Annotated in this window: 16 protein-coding genes and 1 CRISPR repeat array; of the genes, 7 read left to right on the top strand and 9 right to left on the bottom strand. The window is 40.4% G+C overall.

The window, feature by feature from the left end; genetic code table 11:
- On the bottom strand, positions 1 to 1350 hold a 1350-nt coding region (locus B4U84_RS15580), incomplete at its 3' end, for an ABC exporter membrane fusion protein (RefSeq protein ID WP_131120981.1).
- A gap of 446 nt (positions 1351 to 1796) precedes the next feature.
- Here B4U84_RS15580 and B4U84_RS15575 point away from each other — a divergent pair.
- From B4U84_RS15575 to B4U84_RS15565, 3 genes are all read left to right on the top strand, one after another.
- Positions 1797 to 2420, top strand: a complete 624-nt coding sequence (locus B4U84_RS15575; RefSeq protein WP_131119278.1) for a TetR/AcrR family transcriptional regulator — start codon at positions 1797 to 1799, stop codon at positions 2418 to 2420.
- A gap of 168 nt (positions 2421 to 2588) precedes the next feature.
- On the top strand, positions 2589 to 4160 hold the full coding sequence (locus B4U84_RS15570; RefSeq protein WP_131119276.1) for an alkaline phosphatase D family protein: 1572 nt from the start codon (positions 2589 to 2591) through the stop codon (positions 4158 to 4160).
- A gap of 402 nt (positions 4161 to 4562) precedes the next feature.
- The gene (locus B4U84_RS15565) at positions 4563 to 4823 is read left to right on the top strand and encodes a MoaD/ThiS family protein (protein WP_017310025.1); all 261 of its coding nucleotides are present in this window, start codon (positions 4563 to 4565) and stop codon (positions 4821 to 4823) included.
- Here the strand turns inward: B4U84_RS15565 and B4U84_RS15560 are convergent, their stop codons facing one another.
- The 3 genes from B4U84_RS15560 to B4U84_RS15550 form a co-directional block, all read right to left on the bottom strand.
- Entirely contained in the window at positions 4824 to 5186 is a 363-nt protein-coding gene (locus B4U84_RS15560; protein ID WP_017310026.1) for a phage holin family protein, read from the bottom strand.
- A gap of 293 nt (positions 5187 to 5479) precedes the next feature.
- Positions 5480 to 6118 carry an alpha/beta hydrolase gene (locus B4U84_RS15555; RefSeq protein ID WP_131119274.1) on the bottom strand — a complete coding sequence of 213 codons (639 nt, stop codon included), beginning with the start codon at positions 6116 to 6118 and terminating at the stop codon, positions 5480 to 5482.
- A gap of 29 nt (positions 6119 to 6147) precedes the next feature.
- Complete coding sequence (locus B4U84_RS15550; protein ID WP_131119272.1) at positions 6148 to 7179, bottom strand: AI-2E family transporter; 1032 nt, start codon at positions 7177 to 7179, stop codon at positions 6148 to 6150.
- A gap of 693 nt (positions 7180 to 7872) precedes the next feature.
- Between B4U84_RS15550 and B4U84_RS15545 the strand changes: the two genes are divergently transcribed.
- The 3 genes from B4U84_RS15545 to B4U84_RS31610 all read left to right on the top strand — a co-directional run bounded on the left by B4U84_RS15545 (position 7873) and on the right by B4U84_RS31610 (position 9119).
- The gene (locus B4U84_RS15545) at positions 7873 to 8445 is read left to right on the top strand and encodes a Uma2 family endonuclease (RefSeq protein ID WP_131119270.1); all 573 of its coding nucleotides are present in this window, start codon (positions 7873 to 7875) and stop codon (positions 8443 to 8445) included.
- 44 nt (positions 8446 to 8489) lie between these two features.
- Positions 8490 to 8624, top strand: coding sequence for a hypothetical protein (locus B4U84_RS31950; RefSeq protein WP_278248344.1), 135 nt, complete (start codon positions 8490 to 8492; stop codon positions 8622 to 8624).
- Positions 8625 to 8909: 285 nt separating this feature from the next.
- Positions 8910 to 9119 (top strand): DUF433 domain-containing protein, encoded by a 210-nt coding sequence (locus B4U84_RS31610; protein ID WP_278248352.1) that lies wholly within the window; start codon positions 8910 to 8912, stop codon positions 9117 to 9119.
- 154 nt (positions 9120 to 9273) lie between these two features.
- Here B4U84_RS31610 and B4U84_RS15530 read toward each other — a convergent pair whose 3' ends face one another.
- From B4U84_RS15530 to B4U84_RS15510, 5 genes are all read right to left on the bottom strand, one after another.
- Positions 9274 to 10917, bottom strand: a complete 1644-nt coding sequence (locus B4U84_RS15530; protein ID WP_131119268.1) for a WD40 domain-containing protein — start codon at positions 10915 to 10917, stop codon at positions 9274 to 9276.
- 134 nt (positions 10918 to 11051) lie between these two features.
- Positions 11052 to 11648 carry a COP23 domain-containing protein gene (locus tag B4U84_RS15525; RefSeq protein WP_131119266.1) on the bottom strand — a complete coding sequence of 199 codons (597 nt, stop codon included), beginning with the start codon at positions 11646 to 11648 and terminating at the stop codon, positions 11052 to 11054.
- Positions 11649 to 11772: 124 nt separating this feature from the next.
- Positions 11773 to 13344, bottom strand: coding sequence for a metallophosphoesterase family protein (locus B4U84_RS15520; RefSeq protein WP_131119264.1), 1572 nt, complete (start codon positions 13342 to 13344; stop codon positions 11773 to 11775).
- A 134-nt stretch (positions 13345 to 13478) separates the two neighbouring features.
- Positions 13479 to 14444, bottom strand: a complete 966-nt coding sequence (locus B4U84_RS15515) for a hypothetical protein (RefSeq protein WP_017310037.1) — start codon at positions 14442 to 14444, stop codon at positions 13479 to 13481.
- Positions 14445 to 15183: 739 nt separating this feature from the next.
- Complete coding sequence (locus B4U84_RS15510; RefSeq protein ID WP_131119262.1) at positions 15184 to 17019, bottom strand: ABC transporter ATP-binding protein; 1836 nt, start codon at positions 17017 to 17019, stop codon at positions 15184 to 15186.
- 444 nt (positions 17020 to 17463) lie between these two features.
- A CRISPR array of direct repeats spans positions 17464 to 18123; the repeat unit is 37 nt; unit sequence GTCGTAGACTACCTTCACCCCTAACGGGGACGGAAAC.
- A 509-nt stretch (positions 18124 to 18632) separates the two neighbouring features.
- On the opposite strand from B4U84_RS15510, the gene B4U84_RS15505 reads away from it, so the two are divergent.
- Positions 18633 to 20480 carry a vWA domain-containing protein gene (locus B4U84_RS15505; protein ID WP_017310039.1) on the top strand — a complete coding sequence of 616 codons (1848 nt, stop codon included), beginning with the start codon at positions 18633 to 18635 and terminating at the stop codon, positions 20478 to 20480.
- The last annotated feature ends 30 nt before the right edge of the window (positions 20481 to 20510 follow it).

Raw genomic sequence — 20510 nt, 5'->3', positions numbered from 1 at the left:
TCCCCGATCCCCGATCCCCGATCCCCGATACCCGATCCCCTTTCCCTGATCCCCAATCACCGCTTTCACTTGCAAGTTGGTGAATTTGGCTGCTTTTTGGCTGGAGGGTTTGTCTAATTGCACGTGAACTTCTACGACTCTGGCGTCGATGTTGCTGGAGGGATCGCTGTTGATGACGTTTTGTCGCTGGATTTGCCAGCCAATTCTTTCTACGGTTGCGTATAATTCACCAGGAATAGAATCACTGTCTAAGCGGACTTTTTGTCCAGGATATACTTTACTAACATCACTTTGATAAACTTCCACTACTGCATACATCTGACCAGTTTGCCCAATTTCGGCGATCCCGTCATTAGATACTAATTCACCGGGACGGGTGTATATTTTGAAAACTTGACCATCTTGGGGCGATCGCACATAAGCTTGTTTTAAGTTGGCTTCTGCTCTTTTGACTGATGCTACGGCTTTATTTACTTCAGCTTGAGCTGCTGCGATATCTGTGGGACGAATTTCGGCGATCCGATTGAGGGTTGCTTTACCTGATTCGATTTGTTTTTGTCCAGATGCTTGGATACGTGCTAGGTTGGCTTTTGCTTCTGCTATTTGTTCTTGTAAAGATTCTTCAATGCGCTTGAGATTTGCTTGTGCTTCTGCTAGTTGTTGTTGGGCTGTTCGCAAAGTTAAACGCTTGCTATCTTGGGAAGATGCCGAAATTGCTCCTTGTTGATACAAACTTTGATAACGTTGGTCTTCGGCTTGAGCATTATCTAGTTGGGCTTGCAACTGGGCGATAGTTGCTTTCTGTGCTTCTGTTTGTGTGTTTTTTTCTGCTTCCAGACGAGCAATGGTAGCTTTTTGGGCTGTGATTTGTGTTTCTCTTTCTACTTGCAAGCGATCAATCTCTGCTGACTGTGCTGCGATTTCACCTTGCTTTGCGCCTGCTTTGACTTGCAACAGATTAGCTTCGGCTACTTGCACTGCTTCTTTAGCTTCTTCTAAGGCCGCTGCAAGGCGATCGCGACTGTCTAAAATTGCGACTACTTGCCCTGTTTTAACTGTATCTCCCTCTTTCACCAACAATTGCTCTACTCGACTCCCTTCTGAGGAAGCAGGCGCAGATAATTTAATCACTTCTCCTTTTGGTTCTAACCTACCCAAAGCTGTGACTGTTTTTACTTCTGGTACTTGCACTAGCTGTTGTTGGGCTTTCTGTTGTTCAGCACTACGGGATTGTTGCATCGCATAAATACTGATGCCACCTACAGCTAATGTTGCAACTGCTGCGATCGCAATTGAGGGACGAAAAATTGATGCTGGGAGGAAAGAACCCTCTTTGAAGTTTTGTAGCATAGCATTGATTCCCGCAAAACTAAACTGTTTAGTTTTATAATATTACTAAACTAAACTGTTTGGTTTAGTTTTGCAAGTACTATAATAGAAAAAACTAAACTGTATAGTTTAGTCAAATTCCTTGCAGTTTCTTAACAAACACGGCACAGCATAGATTAGGGAAAAAATTTAGGGTTAAAAGGAAAAAATTTTCATTGCTGATAATCCTGACTTCTCCATGAATCTATTGTTGTGTCCGTGTTTCTCTTTTTAAATGTCACTATCTAAAGATATATAGATAATATTTATGGAAAAAATAGGGTATGAGCTGTTGAGGGTGTAAAGATAAAAAGGAGAAAGGTAAAGGCATAAGGGTTAATAACTTGATATTTAACCCAGGAATCATAACAGGGGGAATTTCAAAGCCCAGATTCTCAAATTGGTATATAGCAGGAATTAGTAAAAAAATGGTACGTGCAAAAGTAAATGAAATGGAGCGTGAGACTTCAGTTGAGAAAGTAGAACAAATTTTTCAAGGAGCAATGCAAGAGTTTCTCACCCATGGCTTCGCTGGTACAAGCATGGATAGAGTAGCAGCAGCAGCAGGCGTTTCTAAAGCTACTGTTTACAGCCATTTTGCAGATAAAGAAGCACTGTTTAAAGCTATGATCGAGCGACTAGCTCACAAAAAGTTTCAGTTGATATTTGGTAGCGAACCTTTGGAAGGAGAGCCATTAGAAGTTTTGCACCAAATAGCAACTAGAGCTTTAGAACAGATGAGTACTGACCAAGAACATTGTGCATTTATGCGCGTGTTAATTGGGGAATCTGGTCGTTTTCCGGAGTTAGCTCAAATTTGTGTTAGTTCTATGATCAAGCCATCTCTGGATACTCTCAATCAATTTTTGATGTCTCATCCAGAACTGAAAATCAGTGATCCAGAGTCAATAGCTAGAATTTTAGTTGGATCTTTAGTATATTTCCACATTACACAGGAAGTGCTGCATGGGGAAAGCATTATACCAATGAAAGGCGATCGCATCATTGATGCCATCATTGAGTTGATTCAGAAATCTGGTCAATCTACGTGAGTTCTTTTTTATTAACAGTTATCAGTAATCGGCTATCAAACTTTATTTAGTTACTGTTCACTTATTTAACATTACCTTAAACCCCATTTGGTTGTAAGTTGGTATGTTCGTTTTGCATGGTTGAATCACCTAGAAACGAGTTGATCAATACTAACAATGGGGGGCAATATGGAAATGATGGATGGCGATCGTTTATTACCAATCCGGTGCAGACGACGGAATTTTCTGTTAGGTGCAGGATTCTTAACTGGATTGGCGGTGACTAGCCAATGGCGTCCGGTCATGGCACAACCAAAGTTTTCTAGCTATCCCTTCAGTCTTGGTGTTGCCTCTGGTGATCCACTACCAAATAGTGTAGTATTATGGACACGTCTGGCGATCGATCCATTAAATGGCGGTGGAATGCCACCAGAAAACATTGTAGTGCGGTGGTCAGTTGCCCTTGATGAAAATATGACCAAGATTGTGCGAAAAGGGCAAACTTTAGCAACTCCGGAACTAGCACACTCAGTACACGTTGATGTCCGTGGATTACAACCTGATCGTTGGTATTGGTATCAATTTCGAGTAGGGAATGAAGTTAGCCCGATTGGACGGACACGCACAGCACCAGCATTGAATACTTCTATCTCACAACTCAAGTTTGCTTTTGCTTCTTGCCAAGATTGGCAGAATGGTTATTACACAGCTTACAAGCACATGGCGGATGAAGAACTAGATCTAGTGGTGCATTTGGGCGATTACATTTACGAGTATGCAGCTCAACCTGACAAGCCACGTCAGCATATTGGTTCGGAAATCCTCACCTTAGAAGACTATCGCAACCGCCACGCCCAATACAAAACCGACCGAAATCTGCAAGCAGTTCATGGTAAGTTTCCTTGGATTGTTACCTGGGATGATCATGAAGTAGAAAATAACTACGCTGGTTTGATACCAGAAGAAAATCAAAGTCAGGAAGCGTTTGTAACTCGGCGGGCTTATGCCTATCAAGCTTACTACGAACATATGCCGCTACGCCGCTTTTCTTTGCCTAAAGGGCCTGACATGCAACTTTATCGGCGGTTTACCTTTGGTGATTTAGCTGAATTCAATGTCTTAGATACCCGTCAGTATCGCACTGATCAACCTTGTAATGACGGACTCAAACCCCGTTGCGCTCAAGCTTTTGATCCAGAAGCTACAATGACGGGCAAAGAACAAGAGCAATGGTTATTAAAAGGTTTAGATAAATCCTCAGCACGCTGGAATGTGATTGCTCAACAACTTATCTTTGCTGAATACGATTTTGATCCCCGTCCAGACTCAGGAGTATTCAATATGGATCAGTGGGATGGTTACGTAGCTGCACGTAATCGAATTGTAAATTTTTTGGCTCAACGCCAACCTTCTAACCCAGTGGTGATTACTGGAGATATCCATTCTAGCTGGGTAAATGATCTCAAAGTGGACTTCAAAAACCCGGATTCAGCCACAGTCGGGACTGAGTTCGTGGGAACCTCAATCACATCAGATTTTTCCACCGATTTCATCCCTCCAATCAAAGCTGCTTTAAGTGATAATCCCCACACTAAATTTTTTGATGGTGCTTACCGGGGTTATGTCCGTTGTAACATCACACGCGATCGCTGGCAAAGTGATTACCGCATTGTATCAACAATTACTGAAGAAAATGCCTCTGTGAGTACTCTGGCTTCGTTTGTAGTTGAAAATGGTAAACCAGGCGCACAAAAAATTTAATTGTCATTAGAGACGCGATGAATCGCGTCTGTACAATGGTCATTGGTCATTTGTCATTGGTTATTGGGAACCAAAGCTTTAACAGAATCAACAAACGCTGACACGAAAATCACAATTAGGTTCCTCAACATAACATTTGGGTTCCTCAACATAACATTGAGGTTCCTCAACATAACATTTGGGTTCCTCAACACAACATTTGGGTTACGAAAAGTAAACAAGCCTAAAAGCCTTACCAATGACAAATGACCATTGTACAGACGCGTAGACGCTCGTAAGAGCGGCTTCAAGGTAAGTCGCGTCTCTAATGACTAATGTAGATCTGTGCCATGGCAGACTACTTTCTTCAAAATTAGCGATAATGTGAAGACATGTTTAAAAGGCTGCTTTGATTGGGCTTTTATGTCTGAACCTGCAATTAAAATTACAGTCAAGTTATTCGCTGCTTACCAAGAAGCTTATGGAGTACCAGAACTAGTACTAGAATTTCCGAAGAATACACCAGTTGTTGCAGTATGCGATCGCTTAGTTACTGAACATCCAGAACTGAGTCAATGGCGAGATGTCACCCGGTTTGGAATTAATTTGGTATTTGTCGAACCGGATACCATCTTGCAAGAGGGTGATGAAGTGGTATTAATTCCTCCTGTGAGTGGTGGTTAACTACACTGCCACTAAACCAACTTGACGCAAAATGAAGAATAGAATGGAGTTGATAATGCTCAGAGCGATCGCTCCAATGATGGCGCTAGCAATTCCCCATCGTAGTCGAAATCCTTCTACTAGCCAAGCTGCTAAACCAAATACAATTATGCTGCCGATCAAGGGAATTAAGCCTAGACTGATAAGGGCGCTAGTTGTTCTAAACCAAGTAGGGAAAAGACTCCAAAAGCCATTGAAAGCACCGATAATTGCTCCTGAAATTAGAGCAATCCAGGGACTGTCTATCTCCACACCCGTAGGTAGCTTTGAGATAATTAACAAGCTAATTGCAATTACTACAACAGAAATGATAAAACCAGCCATTGATACACCTCAGTATAAAATTGGGATTATCAACTGTAGACTTCTTAGGGTTAGTTAGGGGAAAAGTGAAAAGCGAAGGGTTACGCTTCTTCTTAATTTGCCAACTGTTATCATGAGCGATCGCCCATTAGCACAGAAATTATTTTTTCACCTTTATAGTATTGTTTTAAGAGCAAATAAGCTAGCCAAAGATAAGTTAGTTTATTTTTTGTATTCAGAGTATTTTTTCTTCTAGAGCAAATCGTCTGAAAACGACTTCATAAAATCAAACAGTCTGCTTAAGCAGACTTTCATTATGAGACTGCGATTTCAATCGTAGGCAGGTTTTTTAACATTTGGGATGCTACCGAGGATCTGGATTCTGAATTTTCAATTCCGTAGTAATTGCTGCGTGGCTCTGATTGTTTAGAACCTGTAATATAACTCAATTCATCCAACAGTTCTAAAAAATCTTTGACACTGATTTGAATATCTGTAGGAAAGTGACGTATAAAAGTTAATCCAGTTAATCCTTCTGGGTCTGCTGCTGCTACTAATAAGGCTGAACGGATAGCATAAAAACCATTTTGACCTGTTCGTGTCTTGATAATAGCACCATATTGGCGTATGTATTCTTCGCCGATTGGAGAGTAGGTGAGTTTGGAAACTGCTAGAGGATTAGTATTAAATTTATACTGTAATAAATTGCGAAGAGTTTGTAATTTTTCTGGTTTGAGTCGTTGAGCAAAAAACTCAAATTCTTTAGTAATTCGACCTTCTTTTGCAAAAACTTCTAAAGATTTAACTGATAGACGTAAATTTGTAGAGCCAACAGGTAAATAAATATTCTCTGCACTAATAGCAGGTTTGATTTGAAATCCTGGGATGAAAGTGCTACAAGTCACAAAAATAAATGTGGAAATTAAGTAAGAAGTTAATTTAAAAGGGAGCATTATAGATTTTCAAGATATTTGTGTATCAATTATGGCGATCGCTCTTCTGAAGATTGCTCTGCTTTTGTATTTTCTAATCTTAACCAAGCAGCAATCATCCCAGCAATAGGAATAGAGAGAAATATACCCAGTAAACCAGCTACTCGCTCACCAATAAATAGAGCTAGAAACAGTACTACTGGACTAATTTCCAAGGTATTACCCATGACTTTGGGACTAATAAAGTTATCTTGAATTTGCTGAAGAATTATGCAAGCAATGACAACTTCAAGTGCAACTATCCAGCCTTGAGATCCCAGAACTAATAGAGTAATAGTCAGTACTCCTAGTGTTGCACCAATACCAGGAATAGCATCTAAAATGCCAATTATAAGTGCTAAAAATAACGCATAGTTGATTCCCAAGACTAAAAAGATCAGAAAACTCGCACTTGATAAGAATAATATTAACAATAACTGTCCCCGCAGAAACCCCAAGAAACTGCGTTGAAAAGTTGTAGCAAAGCGATCGCGTGACTCGGCAGGAATCAGCTGTAAACTAGAAAACCAGAGTTTTTCGCCATCTATGAGCATATAAAGACTGATAACGGCGAGAAAAATTAATGTAAAGACGCTAGAAAAAATATTTTGAGCAATTCCCAATCCCGATATTAAACCAGTTTGCAGGGTTTGCAAAAGCCTTTCGAGATTAAGATTGCCGATAAATTCTTTTAGTGGTAGTAAATCTTGTGTCTTCACTGCTTCAGTGATGCGATCGACTAAACTCTGTCCTTGATTTAACACTTCTAATCCCAAAGCAGTTACTAAGGCAATTAAAATAACAACAGCGCCCAAGAAGGTGATAGTAATTGCTAATCCGCGAGGAAGATAACGAGACAACCACTGAACAGGATAATTTAACAATGCAGCAAAAATAGCAGCTGTGGTAAAAATGGCAATAACGTTATAGAAGTAAGTAATTAGTATTACCAGCGCCCAACCACAGGCAAACAGCAACAATAAGCGTAGTAGAGTAGAGTTATTTAAGTTTTGCCAAAAGCTTGTTTTTGAAGATTGACTCATAATATCAGGTCATTTGTCATTGGTCATTAGTAGAGACGCGATTAATTGCGTCTGTACAATGCGATTAATCGCGTCTGTACAATTGTCATTTGTCATTGGTTGTTTACAAAGATAAGTGATTCATGACAAAGGACTAATTTATTTTGTTCTTGATGAACAGAATGATCTGCTTTTATGGCTATATCTTAATAAATAATTACATCTCCCAGCTGATAATTATTGATGTCATATGCTTGGCTAAATTTATATGCCAAGCTATTACTTCTTGTACGTATAAATATAAATAATAAATAAACAAAATATAAGAATTAGGTATTTATTCAAATAAATCAAGTAGTCTGCTTCAAGCAGACTTGAGCTATAAGACTGCGATTTCAATCGTAGGCTTCAAGCTTGAGCTATAAGACTGCGATTTCAATCACAGGCTAAATAGAGGGCTGCTGTAACAACCAGCATCTTAAATTGATTCAATAACATAGTATAGAGTTGCGTTAAAATGGCAAAAGTTAGAGTCTATCTTAATATTTAGCTGTTTATTTGACAGAGTAAAGAATAAAACATAACCACAGATGTGCAAGTTAGATATTTGGGTGGGATTTCAGTCTGCATTTATGCCCATTAATACCCATTTATGCGACAATTTACCAAGTTGTGGGTTCGTAAGCTCAACCTATTGATTGATCTAACAAAATCATGCAAATAAGAGAGAAACAATATTTTACCCCACAGGAATACTTAGCGCTAGAGGAAAAAGCTGACTCCAAAAGCGAGTATATCGACGGTAAAATTATTCCAATGGCTGGTGGAACTGCAAATCATAATAGAATCGTTGGCAATTTTTATGCTATTTTGAATTTTGCCTTTAGGCAACAAGATTATGAAGTATTTAACAGTGATATGCGTTTATGGATACCTAAACGACGTATTTATACATATCCAGATGTGACTGTTGTAGCGGGTGAACCAGAGTTTTTCGATAATCGTACAGATACCATTCTCAATCCAAAAGTAATTGTTGAGGTCTTATCAAAATCTACCGGAAATTATGACAGAGAGGGAAAATTTCAAGCATATCGCACAATACCCTCTTTTGAAGAATATTTATTAATAGAACAAAATAGAATTTATGTAGAGCATTATTCTAAAACCGCCAATAAGCGATGGTCGTTGCAAGAATATGATCAAGAAGATGAGTTAATTACTTTGGTTTTTATTCCGTTTGAAATTACATTGCAGGATTTATATAATAAGGTCAAATTTGATTAAGCGTATGCGAGACGAATCTTTTACAAGAATTAGCCATGAGTTAATTGATTCAGCCATTAAACTTGCAAATCTTACCTGATTCTTTAGCACCTAGCATACCATCAGAATTAGATCATGGTGAACGGGAAGCGATCGCTTTAGCACTAGAAATTGGTGAACAGCGAATACTGTTAGATTAACGGGAAGCACGCCAAGTGGGAGCATCCCACTTTTTATTTAGCAACCAAATATTAATCCATTAAGATAAGCACAACGGTGAGCAAAGACTTGAGGAACATCTTATCCATGAGTTCGCCCAAGTTTTTTTCCAATTCTTGAATCTCTGTATCTAAAAATCTAAAACTGAATGGCTACTCAGACAATCACCAAATATCGCTATATTTAGTTAAAATCCTAATTATGACTTTGACTATAAAAAACTATTAATTATGGACTGGCGACAGTACATCCATTCTGACCCCTAAATATTATTAGGTAAACCAACAGTAAAAGGTACAAGATTATCTGTTGAATTTATACTTGGTTTATTTGCTAATGGTTGGACAGTACAGCAAGTTTTAGAAAATTATCCGACTTTGACACCGCAAGCTGTGCAAGCTGTGTTTGTGTTTGTTGCTGAGTGTATGCAAGATGAATCTTTGTATATGCTACCGTTTTTATCTGAGTCAGCATGATGCTTTGTTCCTACAACGCCTGAAGAACCTGCACAGGATTTATTGCATTTGTTGAGTGTTGAAGGATTAGTTTTGGAAGGATATTTTACAGTTTTTGAGCGTACACAATTACGTCAACGTCCGCTACCTTAAGATTAGTTGATTTGAAAGCTTTTTACTCAGACAACCGCCAAATTTTGATAGTTGCGTCAGCACTACCACTAGCTAAAGTTTTGCCATCTGGACTAAACGCGACTGAATTAACCGAACCAGAATGACCTCTGAGGGTACGAATTTCTTGTGCTGTGCCGACATTCCAAATTATGATAGTACTGTCTCTACTACCACTAGCTAAAGTTCTGCCATCTGGGCTAAACGCGACTGAATTAACCCCATAAGGATGACTATTGAGAGTACGAATTTCTTGCCCTGTGGTGACATTCCAAATTATGATAGTCCTGTTCTGACTACCACTAACTAAAGTTTTGCCATCTGGGCTAAACGTGAGTTCTCCAACCGAACCTGAATGAACCTTGAGGTAACGAATTTCTTGCCCTGTGGCGACATTCCAAATTATGATAGTACTGTCTCTACTACCACTAGCTAAAGTTTTGCCATCTGGACTAAACGCGACTGAATTAACCCTACGATAATGATTTTCGAGGCTAGCAATTTCTTGTCCTGTGGCGACATTCCAGATTTTCATAGTATTGCCATAACTACCACTAGCTAAAGTTTTGCCATCTGGACTAAACGCGACTGAGCTAACCCCAGAATAACCATTAAGAGTACGAATTTCTTGCCCAGTGGTGACATTCCAAATTTTGATAGCCCCGTCATCACTACGACTAGCTAAAGTTTTGCCATCTGGGCTAAACGCGACTGAATTCACCGAATTAGAATGACCTTTGAGGGTAGTAATTTCTTGCCCAGTGGTGACGTTCCATATTTTAATAGTACTGTCATAACTGCCGCTAGCCAAAGTTTTGCCATCTGGGCTAAATGCAACTGACCGAACTAAATCAGAATGGCCTTTGAAGGTTTTTGCTAAAGCATATTTGTTGGATGTGTTGTTAATATTTACTGGTGGTGAAGTGGTAACTGATAGTGCAGTTGAAACTGGTGGATTTGGTGCTGGCGCAGTTGCCATCGGCTGCACAGATGGTGCAAGACTCAAATAAGTCTTCAACGGAATCCCCAACACAGCAGTACCACCCCCACCTATATCAGTTCCTGCGCGTCCGTGAATTCCAACTAATTTCCCTTGCTCATCCAGTATTGGCCCTCCACTCATGCCTTGAAAAGCCTGCACTGTATAATCAAAAGCATAGCCATCTTTCGGAGTTGATAAAAGACTAGAAATTTCTCCACTCAAAAATTTAAAGTTGCGTCCTGGGACACCAGTTATTCCTGCGGGATAACCTCCCACATATACATTTTTACCCCCTGTAACTTGATCAGAATCTCCCTTTTCCGCAACACGGTAATTTTGATTACTGGTAAATTGAAACACTGCCAAATCAACACCTGGTAATTGGTTCACTTGGCTGTGGTTGATGTTATATTGCTTACCATCTGCTGTCCTAACTGTGTAATTTCCTTTTTCTTGCACTACATGCCAGTTGGTGACAACAGTATAAATATTACCTGCGCGTTCAATAATTACTCCAGAACCTGGAACTACTCCATCAATGCGGACTGTAATTTGTTGGGCAATGGGGTAAATTTCTGCGGATGTCAAGGCGGTGGCGACTAACGGCGTAATAATAACAATTGCAGTCCCAAATAATACAGCCGGAAGTCTACCACTAAGCCTCATTATTTACTCTCCACATGATTTAATGCCCTTTCTGAATCGGTACAGCCATACTAAAGCGAGTGATTAAATTCTGCAAGTTCGTAGTCAGCACTTTAGTGCTGAGTTGAGGGCTTTAGCCCTCACTACAAGCAAAACTAAAAACGGGGTTCGATGGGTTGTGATTGAGGAGTTGTGGTGACAGATTGATTGCTATTCCCACTATCCGCAGAGTTAACTAATTGCTTAACATCAAGATATAAATCACCCTGCTCGTAGGTAAGATATTGACTACCACTCAGTGGAATACCCCCTGTTGCATTAGCACCACTACGGAAATCAAGCATTTGCTTGAGAATAACTCCCGCATCTGCTCCTGGCTTGAGGGTAACTAAGATATTATCTGTTGTACAAGGTGCATTTTTACGATCAGAAATACATAACACTGGATAGCCGTTCACGTTGTCTCGACTGGTGATAAATAGCGCACCATTGTCGTAATAGCGTTGAAACCTTTTCGTGACAATTTTGCAGCGTTGTTGGGGTGGGAATTTTTTAAAGTCTTTCACTACCCAACGGATAAATGTTTCATTTCCCCTTGTAGTACGGACTTTGGTGACTGGTACACCTTTTTCCTGAGTACAAAAGAACTTTTCACTATCAGCGTAACTTGGTTGGTTGCTTGTGGTAGTGGTGACAAGCGCCAAAGCAAAAGCTACCCCTGATAATACTTGAGCAAATAACCTCAACTGCATATATTAAGTTAATTCAAATCTGGCAGTAATAGAAAAAGCTACAACGTTAAGCCGCAGTTTTTCGGAACTATGCACAAATATATCAGTAAACATCAGGTTTTTTGTTCAAGAAACTATTAAAGCTTCAAATCTCAAACTTTTCCAATTCTTTATTAAACCACTCTCCTTGAAACCGTTCTGCAACCAGTGGTTTGACAACAAACTTCGGTGGAGTACCCCCTCTGACATCAATTCGCACACATGAGTATGGCAAGCGCTTGAAATTGTCGTAACCATTGCGACCAATAAATAAAAGCGAATCCGCAATTTTGCGAGTGGGTTTTTCTTCTATATATTCAAAAGTCTCCATTAATTCAGTCCCTTCATCTCGTTGACGACGGGGACGACGACCGCTACCACCGGAAATTATACAATTGAGGTGAGAATCGGCATATCCGGTGTCGGTAGTGCGGAGATATTCCAAGCAGTGAGCATGACCGTTTAAAATCAAATCCACAATCGGACGTCCTTGAGTTAAAGCACCAAGAGTTTGTGCAGCACTGTCAAATACCCAACGCAAACGCCGACGCACTGCTAAAGTTTGGGCTTGATGCCATTTACTCGCTTCGGTAACATAGGGGGGATGATGGAAATAAACTACCCTTCCCCGTACTTCTTGAGTATGCCAAGATGCAATCAATCTTTGCTTGAACCATTCTAATTGTTCAAAGTCGATCGCTGGTTCGTCGTGGGATGCAAGTTGTTTTTCGATGTCAATTTTAACTTCGTCGATTTGGTATAACTTGGCTTTGAGTGCGTCGAGTTTTTCTGCATCTTCAGGATTATCTGGATTGAGGCGATCGCACACTTCCAAAATTTCCATCTCTTCGTCTTCGATTTCGTGGCGACGTTTTTCTAGTTGACGGCGACTACTTTCTCCTTCTTTGGTTGCGGGTAGGGGAGATGGTTCATTAAAAGTATTCGAGTCTAGGGCGAAAAAGTCAATCCCGCCGTAACGAAAAGTATAATAACGATTGGGTAAACGGGTAAAACGTCCAGGTTCGTAGCGTAAACACCTTCCTGTGTCTGTTTTGGCGGTGTAGTGTTCGTCGAGATGAAATTCTAACTGTTCTTGAGAATGGAATACTTTCAGATAATCAATAAACGCTCGTGCATACGCATCACCTTGATTAGAACCATACCAACCAATTTCAATATCTTTATAGCGGAACAAGCGACGCAGTGGTAGTGTAGTTCCTGTCAACAGCCGATACATCAACGGTACATCATAGTAATCGTGATTACCAAGTACTGGCAAAATCGGGGTTTTAAACACCATGCGATCATAGGGAATGCGTTTGTAGTTTTCTCCCCCTTCGATGAACTCGCGATAGGGTTCAATAAAATTTCGCGGATAATACTCGCGGGAACCGACAACATAAATTACATCTCCCGTATGCAAAATAAAACTAGATTCCTGTTGGTGCGGAAGCATCAATTCTGCAACTTGGCGCTGGGGATGGTGTTTATAATATGATTTCGTCCCACTATCACCGATGACCATAAACGAAAATTCTGGATTATCCGAGTTGCGATCGTCGATTACCATGCTAGTTTGATCAATCCCACGCTGGATAAGACTTGCATTACCCCAACGCACCCGTTCTTTCATCTTTTGAATTTTTACAGGTATCGACGGTTCAGAAATGAATTTCATTAGCGATCGCTCCCAGAATGCAGAACTGTCTCTATTTCTGCTTGCATTCCGATTGTATCCGCAATTATCAGTTATCAGTTATCAGTTATCAAATTAAACTGTTAACTGTTAACTGTTCACTGATAACTGATAATTTATGCTTCGTAGCTGCTTAGTAGTCTTAATTGGTCAGCAGGTTCTATACTCGAACCATAGAGTTCAACGAATCTTCTAAATAGCCACATTGTTTTGTGAGTTGAAATCCTATTTAAGTTAATTAAACGATCTATATTTCTTTTCGCAAGTGCGCGTAAATAGGGTAAATCTTCATACAGTGTTAAACAAGAGGCAAAATGTAATAGGATTTGCATTATGGGCTTAGGCCATTCTAAATCACTGTAAATATCTACAAAAAACTTATGCGCGTTATTGTTTAAAGGCAGAGCATTGAAAATAACAATGATTTTTTTGTTGTTATAAACTGGAATACTCAATTCCACAGTAAAAGGAGTATGCAGTATTAACTCTACCTCAACTATTGGTCGTCTCCACATTCTTAAAATATTGAGGTTTGATACAGCCAAAATTGTTTGGAATTTTAGCATTCCGCCATGAGTTGTAGATTGAACATGATTAACATCAACAACTTTTAAATTGTTCAGGCTAAAGCTGTGAACTGTTTCCAGATGTTTTAAATTTAACAAATGATAGATTTGGCAGATATAGGGGAAGGGTAGCGTATAAACTTGGCTGATCATATGTTGATCTTGCAGAGCAAATATTCTATCTTTGACTGTAGATATTGCTTGCTGGCGATAGTGAGCTAAATTATTTTGATCACTTATCGATACTTCATCATCATGATTTAAGTTTTCTTCTGGCTTCAAAAATAACCAACTTAAGAATAAGAAAGAGATCGCACATATTTGTAGAATCTCTGTTGCAGATAAATAATCATCAGCAAATGCAGCCATACCTCTATCAGTGATGGCGAACATCCAAGAAAAAATACCCCAGAACCAAATACTATTTTTCAGGTTCACCAACAAAAGAGGAATTTCTACAGTTTGATGATTGTTGCCAGATTCACAAACACGGTTAGGTACAATATTATTGGTCATAGCAGTTCAAATAAGTAAAAGTTTTACTTTGTGAGACAGTAGTAAAATTCCTGTAATTATTTCATTTACTGTTATGACTTAAGCTTGCTCATTTTATACTCTTAAAGACCTCTTCCAGAAGTAACAATTGTAATTACCTTTAACTGTTTCATTAGATATAATGAGTTTGAATTAACACAAAAAACATAGCAAACAAAAATCTTAACCTTCTACTTCTGAAGTAGTAATTAATTTTTATATTATCAAATTTTATTAACATGTAGTAGTAACCTGTGTTACATTTATGTTAGTCGCGCTCAATAATAGCAAATTAATCGACTGATAAAAATGCTTGCGTAGTATGTTATTAGGGTTTTGACAAGCTGAAACATATTTAAATCATGCTTCAGTAGTAGGAAGTTTGGGTTGCGATCGCCACAGTTGACCATGCTAGACAATTATTTTCTCCTCAATGCCTTCGCGTTACAATTGCAGCATTTAATAAAAGAGCCTTGAAAGTTTGGCAAAACTTAGGATTTGTACCCATCCAAAAATTTCAGAAACAAAATGAGAGTAATGAGTACCTTATTCTTACTAGATTGATGTGATATCAATTTACATTGAAGCTGCATAGAAAAGAGCTTCAAGAATAAAATCGTAGGTTCCAGCTAAAAAGCAATACGTCTTCCCTTCTCCGCGTTTTCTTCTCTCTCCGCGTCTTTGCATCACCCCCTCCCCGCGTCTTCCCTTTCCCCGCTCCCTACTGATACCCCGCCGCTTGCAAATAAAACAGCCTCGCGTACCTCCCCCCATTCTGCAATAACTCCTCGTGGTTTCCCTCTTCTACCACTTCCCCAGCTTCTATTACCAAAATTTTGTCAGCCATCCGCACTGTGGAAAAACGGTGAGAGATTAAAAACACCATCTGATTTTTAGTTAAAGTGCGAAAATGATTGAAAATCTCATACTCAGCTTGAGCATCCATTGCTGATGTCGGCTCATCCAAGACTACTATATCTGCGTTAGTTCGCATAAAAGCACGGGCGAGGGCAATTTTCTGCCATTGTCCTCCAGAAAGTTCCTGTCCGCCTTTGAACCACTTACCCAATTGCGTAGTGAAACCTGTAGGTAATTTTTCAATAAAAGGTAGCGCCATACCTTTTTCAGCAGCAATTTCCCACAATTCCCTATCTTCCATCCGTTCCACATCACCCACACCAATGTTTTCTCCTACCGTAAATTGGTAGCGGACAAAGTTCTGGAAAATTACGCCGATGCGTCGTCGCAATACCTCCACATCCCACTCTTGTAAATCCAAGCCATCTAGTAAAATCCTGCCAGAGCTTGGGTTGTAGAGTCGAGTTAGTAGTTTAATTAAAGTAGTCTTACCAGAACCGTTTTCACCCACAATCGCTAATTTCTCTCCTGGTTTGAGGTGAAAAGAAATATTTGTTAATGCAGGTTGGATACTTTCTGGATAGGTAAAAGTGACATTCTCAAACCGAATACCATCTCCCGGTTTCACACCTCTGGTTGCTTTTCCTATTGGTTGTGCTACTTCTTCTTCGAGAAATTCGTAGAGATTAGAAAGATATAAATTGTCTTCGTACATTCCGCCAATCGAAGTCAAAGCACCAGAAAAAGTCATCTGTCCTTGGCGAAACACGGTGAGATACATCGTCATATCGCCGAGAGAAATTCTTCCCGCGACGGTTTCTAGTACAATCCAAGCGTAGGCGATATAAAAAGCAACCGTACTGAGCAAACTCAGCAAATATCCCCACATTCCCCGCCGGATCGTTAAGTTGCGGTCTTCATCGTAAAGTTGATAGAAGATATTGCGGTAACGTTCCAGCAACATATCTCCCAATTGATAAAGTTTGACTTCCTTGGCAAAATCTTCTCTCGCAGCCAAGGTTTCTAAATAATGCTGCTGGCGAGTTTCCGGTGCGCGCCAACGAAACAAGCGAAACGCTTCCCCCGCAAATCTAGTTTCGGCAACAAATGCAGGCATGGCTGCTAAGATCAGTACAGCCACTGCCCAAATTGAGAATTTGATCAACAAAGCGCCATAGGTTAATAGTGAAAGGGCGCTTTGTACCAAGCCAAAGGTACGATTGACTAGGGAAAGGGGACGAATGGAAGCTTCTCGGCGAGCGTTTGTCAGTTTATCGTAAAATTCCGAGTCTTCAAACTGTGTTAGTTCTAGAGTCAGGGCTTTTTCCAAGATTAATTCATTCACCCGTTGACCGAGTAATACCCGCAACAACGATTGACAAATTGTCAATCCCCTCTGACTAAAAGCAAGTAAAGCTACAGCGATCGCTTCTATTCCTACATAAATCAGAGGATGAGAGTGATTGACAATATTGCTAGCTTGTGGATTATTTTGAGATGCAAAAACCACTGCATCGACAATTAACTTACCGATGTAAGCTATAGCTGCTGGTAATAAACCAGCCACCAGAGTTAAAGTTGCCAGAATAATCGTCAGAGAGCGATTAGTGTTCCATACTAAAGCGATCGCTCGTCCACTGTAGCGAAAAACTGCCAAGGATTGGCGCAGGGCGTTACGTTTTTTACGAAGAGTCCTCATTATTATTTGTATAACGCAAATCGCCCACAGTTGCCTATATTTACTGGTTCGCCATTCTTTTGTTCACTGTGCGACTGTCCCTCATGCGGCTCTTGTGTTTTAAGTCTTGTAAAGACTAGAGATTGGAAATCAACGGGGGTATAAAGGCTGAAACTGACTGAATATCTACTTTTCGACGAATGTAACCAATTGTAAAATGAAGCGTGAAAATGACGCAGTGAGGATTCAAAACTATGAATGAGTCAAAGTTTGTAAATAAAAGAAAAGTTAGATTTTTTAGGTTTACTCGTGGCTGTTTTGCTGTAATATGAAAGCTGAAAGTAATTTTTGACGCTAAATGTTTTTTGACATGTGTACGGTACTATTAGGTTACATCACCACTTCCGTGCATTGGCGCAACTGCACCTTGAAAAGTAAATATAGTAAGAGTTTCCACAGGGTAGGGTCGTAGACTACCTTCACCCCTAACGGGGACGGAAACTCTTAAGAAATACCCCGCCGCCAATTATTTCTTCGATGTCGTCGTAGACTACCTTCACCCCTAACGGGGACGGAAACACGTTGTTGGAAAAGCTAAAAAGGCATTGGCGCGATCTTGAGTCGTAGACTACCTTCACCCCTAACGGGGACGGAAACTCCAAACTTGGGTGAGGCGTACGATTGGGATCGTTTAGATCCCTAGTCGTAGACTACCTTCACCCCTAACGGGGACGGAAACGAAGGACACATTGAGAACGGTTGGAAGTGGGAACGACGAGTCGTAGACTACCTTCACCCCTAACGGGGACGGAAACTGAATGATGGTGACGTTTTTCTGGTTTCCTGGACTGCCACGTCGTAGACTACCTTCACCCCTAACGGGGACGGAAACCATATCAGTCTTCTTTTAAGAAGTCTGATATATAATCCAGTCGTAGACTACCTTCACCCCTAACGGGGACGGGAACTTTGAGAGCTTCAACAAATTGCTCGAAGACACTCTCGTGAACAGTCGTAGACTACCTTCACCCCTAACGGGGACGGAAACATGTCTTTACATCCTGGCTGATTTTTGTAGACGCAATTTTGTCGTAGACTACCTTCACCCCTAACGGGGACGAAAACTCTTCATTTACGCGACTTTTTAATAGTCCACCCAACCAAGAACCGTAATAAATTTAATTGTTATTTGATCGCTTTCACGTTTGTTGTGAATGAATTCAATGTTAATAAGCAACATTGAAGCGTAGTGAACAAACGCTTTAATGTTCTCTATGGATCAAGGAAGCTTAATAAGCAACATTGAAGCGTAGTGAACAAACGCTTTAATGTTCTCTATGGATCAAGGAAGCTTAATAAGCAACGTTGAAGCAAATTGAACAAACGCTTTAATGTTCTCTATGGATGGAATGATTTTTGTGATCAACGTGAATTTGAAGAGTGTGTAGATACCTAGTACAGCACGAAGATTTTTTGTAATACGTTAAGAAATATCAAAATCTTTGAAAATCTCGTCACAGACAAAGGATAAAGAATTAGATTTTGACACCCACTGGGCAAACTAAAAGCAACACTGATCGTGACCGGATTAAAAAAGCTCACCAGTAATTAAAAATAATTTTGAGAGTCTACAAATGATCAAAACAAGTTACGCATTTGACCAAGCTATATTACCTGTCGGCTCTTCATTAAAGACTAATTTGTTGCTCCGTTTTCGTGCTGACATACCTGAGTCTGGGCGACGTGATCTTAACTTGTCTCTTGTAATTGATCGTTCTGGCTCTATGGCTGGCGCTCCCTTGTTTCATGCACTCAAAGCTGCTGAATCTGTAGTCGATCAACTTGAGGCAAATGACATTCTTTCAGTGGTTGTTTACGATGATGCAGTGGATACCGTTGTGCCACCCCAGCCTGTAAACAACAAATCTGCATTGAAAAATTCTATCAGCAAGGTCTATGCAGGAGGTATTACCAATTTATCTGGGGGATGGCTCAAAGGTTGCGAATATGTAAAACAGCAACTTGATCCGCAAAAAATCAACCGTGTGCTGCTGCTCACCGATGGTCACGCCAATATGGGTATTCAAGATCCTAAAGTACTCACAGCAACAGCAGGTAAAAAAGCTGAGGAAGGTATGATCACAACTACATTAGGTTTTGATCAGGGTTTCAATGAGGATCTGCTGATTGGTATGGCCAGAGCCGCTAGTGGCAACTTCTACTTTATTCAAAGCATTGATGAAGCAACCGAAGTATTCAGTATTGAGCTAGATACCCTCAGAGCAGTTGTTGGTCAAAATCTGAAAGTCACGCTTGAGTTGGCTGATGGTGTTAATCTCGTTGATGTTTTAAGTCTTGCTAAATTTGAGCAAAATCACCTTGGTCAATCTGTGATTACTTTAGGGGAACTTTACGAGGGCGAAGACAAGCTTTTGGGGTTAAGTCTGGAGATTCCTGTTGCTCAAATAGGTCAATTCCCCGTGATGAAACTGCATTACAATGCTGATGTCGTGCAGAATGACATCATTCAAAGCGTGTCTGGTACAACAGATGTCGTCGCCAAAGTTGGCACAGTTGAAGAATCAGCTTTTGCTGCTTCCAGCCATATCATCCTTGATTTGAGCCGTCTGACTATTGCAAAGGCTAAAGAAACTGCCCTCAATTTAGCAGAGCATGGTAAACATGAAGAAGCCGAGCAAATTCTACGGGCGTTGGTGCAAGACCTGCGAAATAAAGGTTTGAATGAGAATTTTGAAATTGCTGAGGAGATAGATCAGCTAGAATATTTTGCCGGACGGATTGCCCAAAAAGCTTTGGGAAATGCTGGACGTAAAGAACTACGCGATCAAACTTATCAGGCAATGACCCGTACTCGCAGTGATCTGGTGGGTCGTGGTGTAACTGCGGGCGATGAAATATACGCGATGCCAACAGTAAATGAAGTTGGTTCAGGTGTGGAATTATACTGTGTTCGCGAAGGGGGCAAGTTACGGGTCAAAGTCATATCCGATGGTTACGATGCAACTAAAAACGTGCAGTTTCCCAGAGCAATTCGTGCTGAGGGAGCGCGCTATGTTGTTGAAGGTGTGGAACTTTCAACTGATGGCTCTTTCTATCGTGTATCTGGCAAAATTAACCGTTTTGCGAAACCCGGTGAAGCAGATATTTTCGTTGTTTCCAGACAATCAAAGCCTACTAGCACTGGCAAAGCTGCTAAAGGCCCCGCCAGCGCTGCCGACTTACTTACCACTGACAGTGTAAATCATGGCATTCTTGTTCAGTGTGTGAAAGATGGCAGCAAGCTGCGCGCCAGGGTAGTTTCTGACGGATATGAACCTGATTGGAATATGCGTTTTCCTCGCTCAATTCGTGAGGAAGGAATGCTGTACGTCGTTGATGAAATCAAAATAGCTCCTGACGGCAAGTCTTATATAGCCTGTGGTGACATTAAGCGTTTTGTGCAACCCAACACTAGCAATTGAGTAGAGACGCGAGATCTGGCGTCTCTACAT

Source organism: Westiellopsis prolifica IICB1 (assembly GCF_004323185.1).
Classification (GTDB): Bacteria; Cyanobacteriota; Cyanobacteriia; order Cyanobacteriales; family Nostocaceae; genus Pelatocladus; species Pelatocladus prolificus_A.
This window is presented reverse-complemented; position numbering and strand designations above follow the sequence as displayed.